The organism is Microbacterium sp. CCNWLW41, from assembly GCF_037083505.1.
Genome location: NZ_JBAOJP010000002.1, coordinates 281,735 through 297,547, shown reverse-complemented (window position 1 = coordinate 297,547; position 15,813 = coordinate 281,735). Strand labels below are relative to the sequence as shown.

Sequence of the window (15,813 nt, the reverse complement as noted above, 5' to 3'; positions counted from 1 at the left end):
CCTCGCTCATGTTCGGTCACCATGGATCCATGGCACAAGAAGGCACTTCCGCGTACCCGGGTTCCCTCGAGGTGCCCGCCCCGGCCGAGTGCCGCGACGATCGGGACCCGTTCCAGTGGGATGCGCGGGAGGACTGCGAGGTGCGGCAGATCCTCGACCGCATCGCCGACAAGTGGTCGCTGCTGGTGATCGCCCTCCTGGACGCGAAGTCGATGCGCTTCGGGGAGCTCGGCCGTGAGATCGCCGGGATCAGCAAGCGCATGCTGACGGTCACCCTCCGGAACCTGGAGCGCGACGGCCTGGTCCACCGCACGATCTATCCGGAGGTGCCCCCGCGGGTCGAGTACCGGCTCACGACGATGGGGCGAACGCTCCACGACACCGTCCAGTCTCTCGTCGTGTGGACCGAGGAGCACCAGGACCGGATCGCTCGCGCCCGTGAGGAGTTCGACCGAGCCCAGGCCGAGCGGACCGCCGTCGCGTCCTGACCGAGGCGGCGGCGGGTCCGTCAGCGGACCAGGGAGACGACGGCCACGACGATCGCCACGAGGACGTCGAGCACGGCGCAGAACTCCGCGAAGGAGCGATCGACGACCCGGTCCGTCCGGTGGTGCCAGATGTCCCACGCGGCGTGGGCGACAAGTCCTGCGGCGACGAGCAGTCCGCCCCACCGCGGATCGAGTGCGAGGGCGATGGCGGCGATCGCCCCGAACGCGACCATGGCGCCGGCCTGCAGCGGGAGCATCCACCACGGTCCGCGGCGGCGGAGCAGGAGCCCGGCGACGAGCACGGCGCCGGCCAGCACGAGCAGCCAAGGCACCGCGTCGAACGCCGTGAACTTGTCGATCGCGATGAGCACGAAGGCGACGGCGAACGAGGCCCAGGCGGCGCCGCGGCGTCCGGACGCCGCGGCGGCGAGATACACGAGACCGGAGGCGGCGACGACCGGCGCGGCACCGCGACCGTCGGTCAGCGCATACGCCGTCGCGGCCGCGACGAGCACGCCCGACGCGGCGGGCCAGAGGCGTCGCCACGGCGTCGGACGGGATGCGCGCGCGGGGGTCGTCACATCGTCTCCTCCTGGCCGAGATGCTCCCGCACCCGCGGCGACCCGTCAAGCGTCCGGATTGGCGGATCGGGTCCGCGGACCGCCATACTCGTCGTCATGCCTTCCCCCCTCTCCCTCGACGGGCTGCGTTTCGCGATGGTCTCCTCCACGGCCAGCGCCGTCGACCCCGAGTCGCCCACCACTTTCGACTACCACCAGGACGGTCGGCTGGTCTGGGGCGAGTACACCGGTGACACCGTGACGGAGGGGCGCTTCGTGGGCGAGCTCGCCGACGACCAGGTGCGGATCTCGTTCGCCCACGCCCTCGTGACCGACGGCTCCGTCGTGCGCGGCGACGCGGTGAGTCGCGTCGAGCACGACGCGGAGGGGCGGATCCGGCTCGTCGAGGACTTCGTGGTCGACGGCGTCGACCACGTCAGCGTCTGCCGGCAGATCTGACGCCTACTCCGTCAGACCCGGGTCTGACGGGTCGGGTCCGTGCGGGTGAACCCCATCAGGCCCGTCTCCACGGAGATCGGCTCGCGCGCGGGGATGTCCGTCGGCAGCACGTAGGGCCGGCGGAAGATCTCGCCGAGGACGATCACCGTCTCGAGCTTGGTCACCTCCGGAAGTGCGGCGATCGTGCCGATCACGAGCGACTGCATCGTCTCCACGTCGACGCTGCGCACGATCAGCATGACGTCGTGCTCCCCGGTCGTCACGCGGGCCGACTCGACGTCGGGCAGCTCGCCGACGGAGCCGAGGAACGAGTGCCAGCTCTGCGGCTGGATGGTGCAGAAGACCAGTGCGCTCACGCCGAGCCCGACCTTCGCCGTGTCGACCCGCGCCGAATAGCCCGAGATGACCCCGGCGCGGGTGAGCGCCTCGACGCGCGAGTAGGCACTCGCGCGGGAGATCCCGACCTCCTGAGCGAGGGCGGCGATCGAGATCCGACCGTTGTCTCGGAGCACCCGGAGGATGTCGAAGCCGATTTCGTCGATCGCGGCGGCGGATCGTCCAGTCGACGCGTGATCATCGGCGTTCATGCTGGACATATTGCCTCATGGGGTCCAACGCATCAATGGATTGCGCGAAATAGGCGCGATGCCTCGGATATAGTGCCGGAAAATGGCTGGCGAGAATCCGACCCGTCCAGCCGTGACTGAGGAGGAACGCCCGTGGCTCGTTCACATCGCCGCGCCGCCGCCGCGCTGCTCGCGGCCGCCGCCCTGACGCTGGCCGGATGCTCCGGAGGAAACTCCGCGAACGGTGGCGGGAACTCGTCAGCGGACGGGGGCGGAACCCTCGTCGTCGACACCGCCTTCTCCCTGGAGACGGGCGACCCGGGGCGCAACTACGTGCCCACCGGCAACATGATCATCCACGCGGTGTACGACACGCTGCTCACCTTCGAGGGCACCGACTCGCACACGCCGAAGCCGTCGCTGGCGACGATGGAGCAGAACGAGGACGCGACGGAGTTCACCTTCACGATCCAGGACGGACGCACCTTCTCCGACGGGTCCCCGGTCACGGCGGACGACGTGGTCTTCTCGCTCGAGCGCGTCGCGGGGCTGACGGACTCCAAGGCGAACTTCCTGATGGCGGGCATCACCGTCACCAAGGTGGACGACAAGACCGTGACGCTCACGACCGAGACGCCGTCGCTGCAGCTGCCGGCGATCGTGACGAACCCGTCGCTGTCGATCCTGAACGCGAAGGCCGTCGAGAAGGAGGGCGGCACGACCGACACCTCCGACGCCGCGCAGAAGTACCTCGACGGCACCTCCGCCGGTTCCGGCCCGTACACGCTGGAGTCGCTGGACCTGACCTCGCAGGTCGTGCTCGTGAAGAACGAGGAGTACGACGGCCCGGATGAGGCCGCCTACGACAAGATCGTCGTCCGGAACATCCCCGAGTCGGCCACCCAGCTCACCAACCTCAAGGGCGGCGACTCGCACGTCGCGGTGGACCTCTCCGGAGACCAGGTCGCCGACCTGGGCGACGGGTTCGTGGTCGACTCGGTCCCGTCCGCGGAGACGCTGTTCCTCCTGGTCAACCAGGACCCGGCCGTCGGCGGTGTCACGGCCAACCCGAAGTTCGCCGAGGCCGTCCGCTACGCGCTGGACTACGACAAGCTCCTGGAGCTGGCCGGTGCCGGATCCGTCCAGGCCACGGGCGTCATCCCGCCGATGTTCGGCGGCGCGCTCGCGGAGGGTGTGAAGCCGGACGCGGAGCGGGCCAAGTCCGCGCTCGCCGAGTCCGGCTACGCCGGCGAGACGGTCAGGCTGCAGTTCCCGAACGACAACCCGGTCGGCGGCGTGGAGTTCACCCCGGTCGCCGAGCGCGTGCAGCAGCAGCTCAAGGCCGTCGGCATCAGCGTGGAGCTCGCCCCGGCGCCGTTCGCCACCGAGGTCGAGCCGTACGTCGCCGGGAAGGAGGCGTTCTCGCTCTGGTACTGGGGCCCTGACTACGCCGACTCCTCCTCGTTCCTGCCGTTCGGCCCGGGCGAGAAGGTGGGCCTGCGGGCCGGATGGCCCGCGTCGGCCTCCGCGCCGATCGCCGAGCTGGTCGCCACGGCCAAGAGCGCCACGAGCAGCGACGAGCGCGACGCCGACTTCACCGCCTTCGCGGAGGCGATGCAGGAGAGCGGTCCGTTCGTCCCGCTGATCGTCCCCGGGAACAACGTCGCGAGCGACGACACGGTCGCCGGGCTCGAGTACAACGTGACCTGGACGCTCGACCTGCGCGCCCTGCACCCCGCCGGCTGAGCGCCGCGGCGGGGACGCGCCTGTCGTCCCCGCCGCGCCGTCACTTCGCCCGCCTGACGGAAGTCCCCCCGTGACACAGACCGAAGCCATCGCCACTCGCACGGTGCGCGGAGCGCAGCACACGCTGCTGCGCTTCCTCGCGCGCCGCGCCGTGACGAGCGTGATCCTCCTGTTCGGGATCGTGCTGGTCACCTTCTCCCTCACCGTCGTCGTCCCCGGCGACCCGGTGCGCGCCGCGCTCGGGGAGGGCGCCTCCTCGAACCCCGCCACCGTCGAGGCGTTCCGGGAGAAGTACGGTCTCGACCAGCCGGTGTGGGTGCGGTTCTTCCTCTACGTGGGCAACCTCCTGCGCGGCGATCTCGGCACGTCGATGACCACGGGCCGATCCGTCTCGGAGGACCTGGCGAAGGCCGTTCCCGCGACGGCGGAGGTGGCGTTCTACGCGATCCTCGTCAGCCTGGCGGTCGCGGTGGTGCTCGGGACGCTCGCCGCCTACCGCCGCGGCAAGGTCACCGACCAGGTCGTCCGCGTCGTGACCCTGATCGGCCTCAGCATCCCCACCTTCTGGATGGCGATCCTCACCTATCAGCTGTTCTTCATGAACCTGCACTGGGTGTCCGGCTCCGGGCGCATCTCGCCCACCATCACGCCGCCGCCGCGGATCACCGGGTTCTACACGATCGACTACATCCTCAACGGCGACTCGGTCGGGTTCTTCGATGCGACGAGCCACCTGGCGCTTCCCGTCCTCGTCCTCAGCCTGTTCACGATCGCGACCCTCACCCGGTTCGTCCGGACCTCGGTGCTCGAGGTGCTGGACATGGACTACGCCCGTGCCGCCCGCGCGAAGGGCCTGTCCGGCCGCCGCGTGGTCGTCGGCTACGTCCTGCGCGGCGCCGCCCTCCCGATCCTGACCCTCGTCGGCATCGCCTTCGGGAGCCTCCTGTCGGGAACCGTCCTCGTCGAGGCCGTGTTCGCCTGGCCGGGACTGGGCACCTACGCCTACAACGCGTCGAAGAACCTCGACCTGCTCGCGGTCACGGGCGTCGGCCTCGTCGTCGGGGTCATCTATCTCGTCATCAACCTCGTCGTCGACGTGCTCTACGGCGTCCTGGACCCCCGGGTGAGGCTGTCGTGAACCTCGTCATCCCTGAGAAGATCGCGCCGAAGCGCCGCCGGCCGCTGCTCCCGCGCGCCTGGCGCACGCCCCTGGCCCTCGTCGGCACCGTGATCGCGGTGGGATGGCTGATCGTCGCCGTCCTCGCACCCGTGATCGCGCCGCACGACCCGCTGGCCCAGGACCTCCCCCGGCTGTCGCCCCCGGGCCCGGACGCGCTGATGGGCACCGACACCAACGGTCGCGACGTCTTCTCCCGTCTTCTCACCGGGGCCCAGACCACCATCCCCCTCGCGCTCATGCTCGTCGTCTGCGCGATGGTCGTCGGAACCATCGTCGGCGCCGTCGCCGGCTACCTGGGCGGATGGATCGACGAGGTGCTCATGCGCCTGACCGACATGGTGATGGCGTTCCCGACGGTGATCCTCGCGATGGTGATCGCGGCCTCCCTCGGGCCGTCGATCATGAACGCGGTGATCGCAGGCATCATCGTCGCCTGGCCTCCGTACGCCCGCATCACGCGATCGCTGGTGCTGGGCCTGCGCACGCAGAACTACGTCGTCGCCGGCCGTCTCCTGGGATCCTCGCCGCTGCGCTCCCTGATCCGCGACGTGCTGCCGAACATCGCCGGTCCCGTCCTCGTGCTCGCCTCGCTCGACATCGGCACCGCGATCCTGCTGCTGTCGGGCCTCTCCTTCCTGGGCCTGGGCGCCCAGCCGCCGACGCCGGAGTGGGGGACCATGATCGCCGCGGCGATGCAGAACACCTCGGCGTGGTGGCTGGGGCTGTTCCCCGGCCTCGCGATCCTCACGGTCGTGATGGCGTTCAACTTCATCGGGGACTCCCTCCGCGACGCGCTGGACCCGCTCGCTGCGCGGGAGCGCGAGGCCGAGTCTCCGACGGCCGTGGAGGTGAAGGCATGAGCGTGCTCGCGATCCGCGACCTCCGCGTCGAGCTGGGGCAGACCAGGAGGCACCGCACCGAGGTCGTCCGCGGCATCGACCTGGACCTGGTCGCCGGGCGGGTGCAGGGCCTCGCCGGCGAATCGGGGTCCGGCAAGAGCATGACCGCGATGGCCGTGCTCGGCCTGCTCCCCGCGGGCGGCACCGCATCGGGATCCATCCTTCTCGGCGGGGACACCGAGCTCGTCGGAATGGGCGACCGGGCGTATCGACGGATCCGCGGGAAGCGGATCGGCATGGTGTTCCAGGATCCGTCCGCGAGCCTGCACCCCCAGATCACGGTGGGCTCCCAGCTCGCCGACGGTATGCGCGCGCATCGCGGGCTCTCGCGCGCCCAGGCGCGTGCGCGGGCGGCAGAGCTGCTCGCGCTCGTTCGGGTGCCGAACCCCGACGAGGCGCTGCAGAAGTACCCGCATCAGTTCTCCGGCGGTCAGCGGCAGCGCATCGCGATCGCCATCGCGCTCGCCTGCGACCCGGAGGTCCTGCTCGCGGACGAGCCCACGACGGCGCTGGACGTCACGGTGCAGGCCGGGATCCTCCACCTTCTGCGCGACCTCGCCACCGAGCGGGACCTCGCGGTGCTGCTCGTCACCCACGATCTGGGGGTGATGAGCGCCGTGGCCGACGACGTCGCGGTGATGCGCGGCGGGCTGATCGTCGAGTCCGGGTCCCGCCGGCAGGTGTTCACGGACCCGCAGCACCCGTACACGCGGGAGCTGCTGGACGCGATGCCCGACGCGCAGGACCCGCTGGTGGACGCCCCGGCGGCCGCGCCGAGCGGCGCGCACGGGAACGGCGCGCAGGGGAACGAGGCGCCCGTGAACGAGGCACCCGTGAACGAGGAGGAGAAGCGGTGAGCGACCCCCGGTCCCCGGTGCTGCACGTCGGCGATCTCGTCGTCGAGTACGGCGGGCGGTCCGCGTTCCGCGCGGTGGACGGCGTCTCGTTCGACATCGCCGCCGGAGAGGTGCTCGCCCTCGTGGGCGAGAGCGGCTGCGGGAAGTCGTCCACGGCGCGCGCCGTCGTGGGGATGGAGCGCCCCCGCGGCGGAGAGGTGCGCTATCGCGGCCGGGCCGTCCCGCCGCTGGGCCTGCGCACCCGGCCGAAGGAGCTCACGGCGATCCAGATGGTGTTCCAGGATCCGAACTCCTCGCTGAACCCGCGGCTGCGGGTCTCGCAGCAGATCGCGGAGGGATCCCGCGCTGCGCGCGCCCGCGGCGCGGCGGTCGAGCCCCCGGCGCACTGGCTCGAGGCTGTGGGGCTGTCGCCGACGCTGGCCGACCGCTATCCGTACCAGCTCTCCGGGGGTCAGCGCCAGCGGGTCGCGATCGCGCGGGCGCTCGCCGCGCGCCCGGATCTGATCGTCGCCGACGAGCCGATCTCAGCCCTCGACGCCTCGGCGCAGGCGTCGGTCGCGGCGATGATGCGGGAGTTGTGCGTCGCCTCCGGGGCGGCGATGCTCTTCATCTCGCACGACCTCTCGGTGGTGCGGCTGATGGCCGACCGGGTCGCGGTGATGTATCGCGGCCGCATCGTGGAGTCGGGACCGACCGCGACGGTGTGGGCCGATCCGGTGCACCCGTACACCGAGGCGCTGCTGGCGGCGATCCCGCACCCGGACGGCGCCGGGGTGCTGCCCGCCGCCCCGGCGTCGGAGGCGCCCTCCGCGTGGTCCGCGGAGATCCCGGAGGCCCTCGACCGCACCCGCTGACCGGCGCGCTGCGCTCCTCGCTCAATGACCGGCGGGGGTGAGCCCGTGCGGGGCGTTGTTCAGGCGCTCGGCGCCGTCGGCGGTCACCACGACGATGTCCTCGATCCGCGCTCCCCACGAGCCCGGGAAGTAGATGCCCGGCTCGATGCTGAACGCCATGTCCTCGCGCAGCACGAGATCGTTCCCGGGGGCGATGTACGGTTCCTCGTGCACGGATACGCCGATGCCGTGCCCGGTCCGGTGGAGGAACGCCTCGCCCAACCCCGCCGCGGAGAGCACGTCCCGCGCGGCCGCGTCCACCTCCGCGGCGGTGATGCCCGGGCGCACGGCGTCCACGGCGGCCTGCTGCGCGCTCTGCAGGATCCCGATCCGCTGCGCCGCCTCCGCGGAGGGCGTGCCCACGGCGTACGTGCGCGTGCTGTCGGAGTTGTAGCCGGACGGCACGGCGCCGCCGATGTCGACCACGACCACGTCGCCGTCCTCGAGCACGCGGTCCGAGACCTCGTGGTGCGGGTCCGCGCCGTTCGGGCCGGACCCGACGATGACGAACTCGACGGAGCGATGACCGGCCGCGAGGATCGCCGCATGGATGTCCGCGGCGACCTCCCGCTCCGTGCGTCCGGCGCGCAGCAGCCCCGGCACCGCCCGGTGCACCGCATCGATGGCGGAACCGGCACGGCGCAGCTCCTCGATCTCCGCGGCGTCCTTGATCATCCTGCTCTCACGCAGTACCGGTGTCGCGAGGTCCAATCGGACCCCCAACGCATCGCCGATCGGGATGACATGCAGGGCCGGGAGGGCGTCGGACACCCCGACGCGGGCCGGGGACCCGAGCGCAGCGGTGACGAGTGCATAGGGATCCTCGCCGTCCACCCAGTCCGCGATGCGCAGGCCGAGCGTGCCCACGGCGGTCTCCCGGACCTTCGCGAGCTCCATCCGCGGCACGACCACGACCGGGTCAGCTGCCGGGCGCAGAACGAGGGCGGTCAGCCGCTCGATCGTGTCGCCCTCCACCCCGAGGAGGTACTGCAGGTCCGGTCCCGGGCCGACGACGAGTCCGTCCAGGCCGGCATCCGCGGCCAGCGTGCGGGCGCGGTCGAGACGGGAGGCGTAGACCTCGGCGGCGAAGGGGGATGCGCTCATGTCCCCACGCTATTGCCCCGCGGTGTCGCCCGGGCCGTGGCGCGCAGCCGATCGTTCCACACGGGTCCCCGGCCGCCGAGCAGGACGAGGCCGACACCGCTAGCATCGAGGGGACCCCGTGCCCCGAAGGAGAGAACGTCGATGAGGATGCGTGCGCTCGTGCCCGGTGCGGTGATCGTTCTCGCGGCGCTCCTCGCCGGCTGCACCGCGACCGCGCCGGCGCCGACGGGATCGCCCTCCGCCGAGGCGTCGGCGCCCTCGCCGCTGCCGAGCGCGACGCCCACCCCCACCCCGACGCCGTCGGAGAAGACCTGGGCGTCGCCGGCGGAATGCGCGGCGCTGCCGCTCTCCCCCGGCGCGGCCTACGACGGCGCCACGCTGGGGGCCTGCGTGGCGATGGCCCTGCGCAGCACGGGCAGCGGACGGGAGACGATCCGCAGCGGGTCGCAGAACGGCGAGGTGCGATTCCGCTACGCCCCGGACTTCGAGATGCAGGGCACGATCGACGACGCCGAGGGCTCGATGGAGGTCACCTACATCGGTGGCCAGATGTGGATTGATCGCGGGACCGGACCGATCGCCGGGGACGTCACCTCCGCCGACCCGGAGGTCATGATCGCCGGGATCGCGGGAGAGCTCACGCGCATCTTCGCGGATCCCGCGGCGACGGTGGACCTGATCGCCGCGAGCCCGGCCTGGACCGTGCAGGAGCCGGCCCCGGTGGAGCTGCCGAACGCGACGACCGTCGACGCCTACCGGATCGTGAGCGACGCCGCCTTCTCCTGGGGCGGTGTCGGCGTGGACGCGTACGAGCTCTGGTATTCGGACGGATGGATCCCGGTCGGAGCGACCGGGACGGTCTCGTTCCTCGGCCTGACCGAGACGGCCACGCAGTACTATCACGACCTCGGCAGCCCGGTCGAGATCACTCCGGTCGGATAGCGTCGCGATGAGCATCCTGTTCACGGGGCGCGTCCGACCGCTCGCCCCCACGGGTCCCGACCTCGCCGAGGCCGTGCTCGTCGACGACGACGGCCGGATCCTCGCGGTCGGCGCGACGGACGCGCTCGCCGCGGCCCACCCGTCGGCGCAGCGGGAACGACTGGACGGGTGGATCATGCCGGGGCTCATCGAGCCGCACGGCCATCCGGGCACGGCGGCGGTGCTGCTGTCGGATCGGGTCGTCGATCTGCGTCCGGTCGTCGTGCCGACGGCCGCGCAGGTGATGGACACCCTTCGCGCTGCGATCTCGCGTGCGGCCGAGTCCTCGGGAAGCGTCTTCGCAAACGGCTGGGATGCGCTGCTGCAACGAGGTTTGCCGGAACCGGGACGCGCCCTCCTCGACGAGATGGCGGGGTCCGTGCCGCTCGTGATCGTGCACAACTCCGGCCACTCGGCCTACTTCAACACCGCGGCCGCGGACGTCGCGGGGATCAGCCGCAACACCCCCGACCCATCCGGCGCCTCGTTCGGGAGAGACGCGTCCGGGGATCTGTCCGGGGTCGCTCAGGAGGCGCGCGCAGTCGAGATCGTCACGGCACCGCTGCTGTCGGCGGCGCAGGCGGACATCGTCGGGCTGTTGGGCGCGCACGTCGAGGACCTTGCCCGGCGCGGATGCACGACCGTCGCCGACCTGAGCTGGAACCCCGCCCTGAACCCCGCGGTCGAGGCGCTGCGCGCTGCCGGCCGCCTGCCGGTGCGGTTGCGCTGGTACGAGATGTCCCGCCCCGGGGGTGCTCCGCGCGCCCGCGGCGCGGGGGATGCGATGACACGTCAGGTGGGGGTCAAGACCTGGTCGGACGGCTCGCCGTGGATCGGCAACATCGCCACGAGCTTCCCCTACCTCGACACGGAGGCGACCCGGGCGCTGGGACTGGAACCGGGACACGTCGGGCGCACGAACTACTCCCCCGACGAGCTGCTCGCCGTCGCGGAGCCCTACGCGGCGGCAGGATGGCAGCTGGCCTGCCACGCCCACGGGGACCTCGCGATCGACCAGACCCTCGACGTGTACGAGGAGCTGATCCGTCGACACCGCAGCGTCGACCACCGGCACCGTCTGGAGCATGTCGGGGCCATGACCCCCGGGCAGTTCCGACGTGCGGCCGCGCTCGGGGTCACGGTGAGCCTGTTCGTGGACCACATCACGTACTGGGGCGACGTCCTCGTCGACGACCTGTTCGGGGCGGAGCGCGGTGGCGCATGGGCCGACGCCGGTGCGGCGTTCGCCGCCGGTCACCGGGCGAGCTTCCACAACGACGGGTGGGTCACTCCCACCGAGCCGTTCCGCAACATGGCGGTCGCAGAGACGCGCACGAGCCGGACGGGGCGTGTCATGCCCGGAGGCTCCCCGGTCGATCGGCGCCAGTCGCTCGCCGCGCACACCGTCAACGCGGCCTGGCAGCTGTTCTCCGAGAACGAGGTCGGATCGCTGTCGCCGGGCCTCTTCGCCGACCTCATCGTCGTCGATCGTGATCCACTGGAGGCGACGCCCGACGAGCTCGCCGAGACCGAGGTGCGCGCCACGTATCTGGCCGGACGCCGCGTGGTCTGAGGCCACAGCGAGCGGCTGTCCAGACCATATTCCCGGATCGGCATATGGTCGAATCGTCGCGGTGCGGCGGCGTGCTGGATAGGGTGAGGCGCGTGGACATGCGCGTCGCCGCCTACGCGGTCATCACCGACGAGGACGAACGCGTGCTCCTCGCCCGCTGGACGGAGGGACGCCGCGCGTCGTGGACGATGCCCGGCGGAGGCCTCGAACCCAGCGAGGATCCCGAGGTCGCCGCGCGCCGCGAGGTCCGCGAGGAGACCGGCTACAAGGTCGCGATCGACGAGCTCCTCGGTATCCACTCCCGGGTGATCCCGGCCGGACAGAGGGTGACGCCCGGCGCGGACGCCCCCTTGCACACCCTGCGCATCGTCTACCGCGCGCACATCACCGGCGGCCGGTTGCGCTTCGAGAAGAACGGCACGACGGACATGGCCGGATGGTTCGACCTTTCCGCGATCGGGGCCCTCCCGCGCGTGAAGCTCGTCGACATCGCCCTCGGGATGGCCGGGGTGATGCAGTCGCGCTGAGACTCCTCAGCGCTCGCCGCGGCTCAGACGCGACGGCCACCACACCGCGCGGCCGATGTCGTACCCGAGCGCCGGGACGAGCAGGGAACGCACCACGAAGGTGTCCAGCAGCACGCCGAACGCGACGATGAACGCGAGCTGCACGAGGAACAGGATCGGGATCACCGACAGCGCCGCGAACGTGGCCGCCAGCACGAGGCCGGCCGAGGTGATGACGCCGCCCGTGATCGCCAGACCCCGCACGATGCCGTCGCGCGTGCCGTGCGCGAGGGACTCCTCGCGCACTCGGGTCATGAGGAAGATGTTGTAGTCGATCCCCAGCGCGACGAGGAAGACGAACCCGTACAGCGGGACCGCCGGGTCCGCACCGGGGAAGTGGAGCACGTGCGTGAACACCAGCGCGGAGACCCCCAGGGCCGTGCCGAAGGACAGCACCGTCGTGAGAATGAGGAGGATCGGCGCCAGGATGGAGCGCAGGAGCAGCATCAGGATGACGAGGATGACGCCGAGGATGAGCGGGATGATCACCGCCCGGTCGTGGATCGAGGCCTCGTTGGTGTCCACCGCGGTCGCGGTCACCCCGCCCACCAGCGCGTGGAGGGGAGCGAGATCCGCCCGGATGCCGAGGACGGTGTCCGCCGCGGCCGGGGAGTCGGCCGCATCCGCGAGCGTCGCCTGAAGGAGGACGCGTCCGTCCACCACGGTCGGCTCCGGCGTCGGGGTCCCCGGCGGGCCGAACGCCTGGATGCCGTCGGCGGTGACGGGAGCGGACCCGCTCGGCGAGTCCGCGGTCACCACGGCGACCCCCTCGACGCCCTCGCGCGCGAGGAGCAGGTCGGTCGCCTTCTGGAGGTCGTCGGCGTCGACGACGACGGAGGCGGGACTCCCCGATCCGCCCGGGAAGTGCTCGCCGAGCGCCGCCTGACCCTCCCGCGCGTCCGATGCGGACAGGACGAGATCGGACTGCGGGACGCCGTTCGCATCGAGCTGTGTCAGACCGAGCGCGCCGACGGCGAGGACGAGCGTGGTGCCGATCCAGATCAGGCGGGGCCGTCGCGGGATCGCCCGGGCCAGCCGCGACCACAGGCCGCGGCCGGGCATGCCGTTCTCCGCCGCCACGACCTCCGGTTCGAACGCCGGTCGCCGCGGCCAGAAGACGGCCCGGCCGAACACGAACAGCAGCGCGGGCAGGAGGGTGAGCGCGGCAAGCATCGCGAACACGATGCCGATCGCCGCGACCGGACCGAGAGCGCTGTTGGACTTCAGGTCGCTGAGCAGCAGGCAGAGGAGCCCCGCGATCACGGTGCCGCCGGAGGCCAGGATGGGTTCGACGGCGCCCTTCCACGCACCGACGATCGCGGCGCCGCGATCCTTCGTCGTCCGCAGCTCCTCGCGGAACCGCGCGACGAAGAGCAGTGCGTAGTCCGTCGCGGCGCCGATGACGAGGATGAAGAGGATGCCCTGCGTCTGTCCGCTGAGGAGGAGCACTCCGGCCTTCGCGAGCCACCACACGACGAGCAGCGCCACGCAGAGGGCGAACAGGCTCGTCGACAGGACGACGACCGGGAGCAGGAGTGATCGGTAGACCAGCACGAGGATGACCAGCACGGCCGCGAACGCCACGAGCAGGAGGAGCCCGTCGATCCCTGCGAAGGCGGCGACGAGGTCCGCGGTGAAGCCGGCGGGTCCGGTGATGTGCACGGTGACGCCCGCCGGTGCCGCGTCACGGAGCTCCGCGCCGAGCTCGCCGACCGTGTCGCCGACGTCGGCGTCCTCGAGGATCGGGACGAAGGCCTGCACGGCGCGCCCGTCCTCGGAGGGCAGCGCCGGGGAGACGTCCGGCGAGACCCCCTCCGCCCCCGTCGCTTCCGCCAGCGCCTCCTCGATCCCCGCGAGCTGCTCCTCCGTCAGCGACTGCTCGGCGACGAAGACGACGATCGCCGGGATGGCGTCGGAGTCGGTGAATTCGGGCAGGAGCGCACGGACCTGCGTCGCATCGGCGGATTCGGGCAGATACGCCGTGCTGTCGTTCGAGGAGACCTCGTCGACCTTCCCGAACAGCGGGCCGCCGAAGGACGCCGCGGCGAGCCACGCGACGATGAGGACGGCGGGCAGCACCCCGCGCAGCCATCTCCCCGGTCGTCTCGCACGGCGGCGGGCGGGGGCGGGAGCGGTCATCGGTTCCTCTTCGAGCTCTCTCATCGGTTCCTCTTCGAGCTCTCTGCGGGGATGACGGCGAGCCCAGCCGCCCGGGTCACTCCGGATCGGAGATGTCCGCGACGGTCGCGTCGTAGGCGTCGATGAGCGCGTCGGCGTCGACGAACAGGCTGTAGCCGTGCGTCCCGGCGCCCATCGCGATCCGGCGTCCGCGGATCGAGGCGTCCGCGAACACCGGCCAGTCGGTCGTGCTGCCGATCGGCACGATCGTCCCGCGCTCGTAGCCGGTCGCCGCCAGCGCGACCTCCGGATCCGGGAGCTTGAGCCGGTTCACGCCCACCACGGCGCGCAGCTTCGGCCACGAGATCTTCCGTCCGCCGGGCACCAGCGCGAACAGGAACGTGTCGTCGGAACGCTTGACGACCAGCGTCTTCACGATGCCCGAGGGCTCCAGGCCGAGCAGCGCCGCGGCCTCCGGGAGGCTGCGTGCGACGGGGCGCTCGCGGATCTCGATCTCGAGCCCGCGCCGGGTCGCGGCGGACCGGACGCGCTCGTGCGGATCGGGCCCGTCGACCGGGTCGACGGACGGGGCCGCGCTCACCCGCGGGTCCTGCTCACGCCTCGGGCGTGCTCAGCGGGTCGTCGGCCACCCACAGCTCGTCGTCGGCGCGCAGCGTCTGCCACGCGGCGAACAGCACGCCGATGGCGGCGCCGACGCCGAGGATCACCGCGATGACGGTGCCGACCCCGGCGCCCTTCTTCTTGGGCTCCGGCTCGACGACGCGGGCCACGGCGCGCGCCGCGCGGCCGGTGGCCGCGTGCCGCTTCGCGTTGGCGACGTCCCACGCGGTGAGCGCGTTGCCGATGACGTCACCGACGAAGGGGACGACGCGGTGGTCGACGACGTCGCGAGAGACCTTGACGCCCTTGTCCACCACCGGGACGACGCGGTTGTGGTAGACGTCCTGCACCGTCGGCACGAGCTGCTCCCGACGGAAGTTGTCGAGCTGTCTGCCGGCCTCACGGGCGACCGTGGCCGCCTCTCCGGCGAGGGCCTGCTGGGCCTCCCACAGCTTCGTCGCGTCGCCCTGCAGACGGCGGAGTTCCTTCTTGCGCTTGCGGCTGAGGCCCACGGTGCCCTCCCAATCGAAAAGGGGTTCGGATTCCCCATCTTGCCATGCCTGGCCGGGGATGACAGCGCGAAGTGGCAGAACCCCGGGGAACTCATCGGAAGCTCTGAGACAATGGACCCATGCCTCACGCCACGCACGTCGCGACCCTGCACACGAACCACGGAGACATCGTCGTCAACCTCTTCGGCGACCACGCTCCGCGCACCGTCCAGAACTTCGTCGGCCTCGCCGACGGCAGCGCGGACTGGACCCACCCCGAGACCGGCAAGCCGGGTGAGGGGCCCCTCTACAAGGACGTGATCTTCCACCGGATCATCCCCAACTTCATGATCCAGGGCGGCGACCCCCTCGGTCAGGGCGTCGGCGGCCCCGGCTACACGTTCAACGACGAGATCAACGCCGAGCTCGACTTCAACGACCCCTACAAGCTCGCCATGGCGAACGCGGGCCTGCGCCGCAACGCCATCACCGGCGCGGTGGAGGGCACCAACGGCTCGCAGTTCTTCATCACGACGGACCCGACGCCGTGGCTGATGGGCAAGCACACGATCTTCGGCGAGGTCGCCGACGAGGACTCGAAGAAGGTCGTGGACGCGATCGCCGCGGTGCGCACCGGTGCCGGGGACCGTCCGGTGGAGGACGTGGTCCTGCACTCCGTCGACGTCGTCGCCGCCTGAGCACGGCCGACTC

The 15,813-nt window shown here is 71.6% G+C and carries 17 protein-coding genes; 11 read left to right on the top strand and 6 right to left on the bottom strand.

Features of this window, described 5'->3' with window-relative positions; genetic code table 11:
* Window positions 1-29 precede the first annotated feature (29 nt).
* Window positions 30-488: a winged helix-turn-helix transcriptional regulator gene (locus V6R91_RS09175; RefSeq protein ID WP_271059839.1), complete on the top strand. Its 459-nt coding sequence runs from the start codon at window positions 30-32 to the stop codon at window positions 486-488.
* 20 nt (window positions 489-508) lie between these two features.
* Here V6R91_RS09175 and V6R91_RS09170 read toward each other — a convergent pair whose 3' ends face one another.
* Window positions 509-1,069: a hypothetical protein gene (locus V6R91_RS09170; protein WP_336395235.1), complete on the bottom strand. Its 561-nt coding sequence runs from the start codon at window positions 1,067-1,069 to the stop codon at window positions 509-511.
* A 96-nt stretch (window positions 1,070-1,165) separates the two neighbouring features.
* Between V6R91_RS09170 and V6R91_RS09165 the strand changes: the two genes are divergently transcribed.
* Entirely contained in the window at window positions 1,166-1,507 is a 342-nt protein-coding gene (locus V6R91_RS09165) for a hypothetical protein (protein ID WP_271059841.1), read from the top strand.
* An 11-nt stretch (window positions 1,508-1,518) separates the two neighbouring features.
* Here V6R91_RS09165 and V6R91_RS09160 read toward each other — a convergent pair whose 3' ends face one another.
* Window positions 1,519-2,094 (bottom strand): Lrp/AsnC family transcriptional regulator, encoded by a 576-nt coding sequence (locus V6R91_RS09160; RefSeq protein WP_271059842.1) that lies wholly within the window; start codon window positions 2,092-2,094, stop codon window positions 1,519-1,521.
* Window positions 2,095-2,226: 132 nt separating this feature from the next.
* On the opposite strand from V6R91_RS09160, the gene V6R91_RS09155 reads away from it, so the two are divergent.
* From V6R91_RS09155 to V6R91_RS09135, 5 genes are all read left to right on the top strand, one after another.
* The gene (locus tag V6R91_RS09155) at window positions 2,227-3,819 is read left to right on the top strand and encodes an ABC transporter substrate-binding protein (RefSeq protein WP_336395234.1); all 1,593 of its coding nucleotides are present in this window, start codon (window positions 2,227-2,229) and stop codon (window positions 3,817-3,819) included.
* 70 nt (window positions 3,820-3,889) lie between these two features.
* Entirely contained in the window at window positions 3,890-4,957 is a 1,068-nt protein-coding gene (locus V6R91_RS09150) for an ABC transporter permease (RefSeq protein ID WP_231819489.1), read from the top strand.
* Window positions 4,954-5,859, top strand: a complete 906-nt coding sequence (locus tag V6R91_RS09145) for an ABC transporter permease (RefSeq protein ID WP_255218145.1) — start codon at window positions 4,954-4,956, stop codon at window positions 5,857-5,859. The genes V6R91_RS09150 and V6R91_RS09145 overlap by 4 nt, the downstream gene beginning before the upstream one ends.
* Window positions 5,856-6,755 (top strand): ABC transporter ATP-binding protein, encoded by a 900-nt coding sequence (locus tag V6R91_RS09140; protein ID WP_336395233.1) that lies wholly within the window; start codon window positions 5,856-5,858, stop codon window positions 6,753-6,755. The genes V6R91_RS09145 and V6R91_RS09140 overlap by 4 nt, the downstream gene beginning before the upstream one ends.
* A complete protein-coding gene (locus V6R91_RS09135) occupies window positions 6,752-7,609 on the top strand; it encodes an ABC transporter ATP-binding protein (RefSeq protein WP_336395232.1) in 858 nt (285 codons plus the stop codon). Before V6R91_RS09140 ends, V6R91_RS09135 begins: the two co-directional genes overlap by 4 nt.
* A gap of 21 nt (window positions 7,610-7,630) precedes the next feature.
* On the opposite strand, the gene V6R91_RS09130 is transcribed toward V6R91_RS09135, so the two are convergent.
* Window positions 7,631-8,752 (bottom strand): M24 family metallopeptidase, encoded by a 1,122-nt coding sequence (locus tag V6R91_RS09130; protein ID WP_336395231.1) that lies wholly within the window; start codon window positions 8,750-8,752, stop codon window positions 7,631-7,633.
* Window positions 8,753-8,893: 141 nt separating this feature from the next.
* Between V6R91_RS09130 and V6R91_RS09125 the strand changes: the two genes are divergently transcribed.
* The 3 genes from V6R91_RS09125 to V6R91_RS09115 all read left to right on the top strand — a co-directional run bounded on the left by V6R91_RS09125 (window position 8,894) and on the right by V6R91_RS09115 (window position 11,833).
* A complete protein-coding gene (locus V6R91_RS09125; protein WP_336395230.1) occupies window positions 8,894-9,694 on the top strand; it encodes a hypothetical protein in 801 nt (266 codons plus the stop codon).
* 7 nt (window positions 9,695-9,701) lie between these two features.
* Window positions 9,702-11,306 carry an amidohydrolase gene (locus V6R91_RS09120; protein ID WP_336395229.1) on the top strand — a complete coding sequence of 535 codons (1,605 nt, stop codon included), beginning with the start codon at window positions 9,702-9,704 and terminating at the stop codon, window positions 11,304-11,306.
* A gap of 92 nt (window positions 11,307-11,398) precedes the next feature.
* Entirely contained in the window at window positions 11,399-11,833 is a 435-nt protein-coding gene (locus tag V6R91_RS09115; RefSeq protein WP_336395228.1) for an NUDIX hydrolase, read from the top strand.
* Window positions 11,834-11,839: 6 nt separating this feature from the next.
* On the opposite strand, the gene V6R91_RS09110 is transcribed toward V6R91_RS09115, so the two are convergent.
* The 3 genes from V6R91_RS09110 to V6R91_RS09100 all read right to left on the bottom strand — a co-directional run bounded on the left by V6R91_RS09110 (window position 11,840) and on the right by V6R91_RS09100 (window position 15,123).
* A complete protein-coding gene (locus V6R91_RS09110; protein WP_271059849.1) occupies window positions 11,840-14,011 on the bottom strand; it encodes an MMPL family transporter in 2,172 nt (723 codons plus the stop codon).
* Between the two features lie 76 nt (window positions 14,012-14,087).
* A complete protein-coding gene (locus V6R91_RS09105) occupies window positions 14,088-14,591 on the bottom strand; it encodes an aminoacyl-tRNA deacylase (RefSeq protein WP_067246863.1) in 504 nt (167 codons plus the stop codon).
* 13 nt (window positions 14,592-14,604) lie between these two features.
* Window positions 14,605-15,123 (bottom strand): DNA helicase, encoded by a 519-nt coding sequence (locus V6R91_RS09100; RefSeq protein ID WP_231819481.1) that lies wholly within the window; start codon window positions 15,121-15,123, stop codon window positions 14,605-14,607.
* A gap of 119 nt (window positions 15,124-15,242) precedes the next feature.
* On the opposite strand from V6R91_RS09100, the gene V6R91_RS09095 reads away from it, so the two are divergent.
* Window positions 15,243-15,800 carry a peptidylprolyl isomerase gene (locus V6R91_RS09095; protein ID WP_336395227.1) on the top strand — a complete coding sequence of 186 codons (558 nt, stop codon included), beginning with the start codon at window positions 15,243-15,245 and terminating at the stop codon, window positions 15,798-15,800.
* Window positions 15,801-15,813: the final 13 nt, after the last annotated feature.

Bases quoted from the DNA above. Each gene is read 5' to 3' on its own strand.
- V6R91_RS09175 (WP_271059839.1), top strand. From the start codon at position 30: ATGGCACAAGAAGGCACTTCCGCGTACCCGGGTTCCCTCGAGGTGCCC.
- V6R91_RS09165 (WP_271059841.1), top strand. From the start codon at position 1,166: ATGCCTTCCCCCCTCTCCCTCGACGGGCTGCGTTTCGCGATGGTCTCC.
- V6R91_RS09160 (WP_271059842.1), bottom strand. From the start codon at position 2,094: ATGAACGCCGATGATCACGCGTCGACTGGACGATCCGCCGCCGCGATC.
- V6R91_RS09140 (WP_336395233.1), top strand. From the start codon at position 5,856: ATGAGCGTGCTCGCGATCCGCGACCTCCGCGTCGAGCTGGGGCAGACC.
- V6R91_RS09130 (WP_336395231.1), bottom strand. From the start codon at position 8,752: ATGAGCGCATCCCCCTTCGCCGCCGAGGTCTACGCCTCCCGTCTCGAC.
- V6R91_RS09125 (WP_336395230.1), top strand. From the start codon at position 8,894: ATGAGGATGCGTGCGCTCGTGCCCGGTGCGGTGATCGTTCTCGCGGCG.
- V6R91_RS09120 (WP_336395229.1), top strand. From the start codon at position 9,702: ATGAGCATCCTGTTCACGGGGCGCGTCCGACCGCTCGCCCCCACGGGT.
- V6R91_RS09110 (WP_271059849.1), bottom strand. From the start codon at position 14,011: ATGACCGCTCCCGCCCCCGCCCGCCGCCGTGCGAGACGACCGGGGAGA.
- V6R91_RS09095 (WP_336395227.1), top strand. From the start codon at position 15,243: ATGCCTCACGCCACGCACGTCGCGACCCTGCACACGAACCACGGAGAC.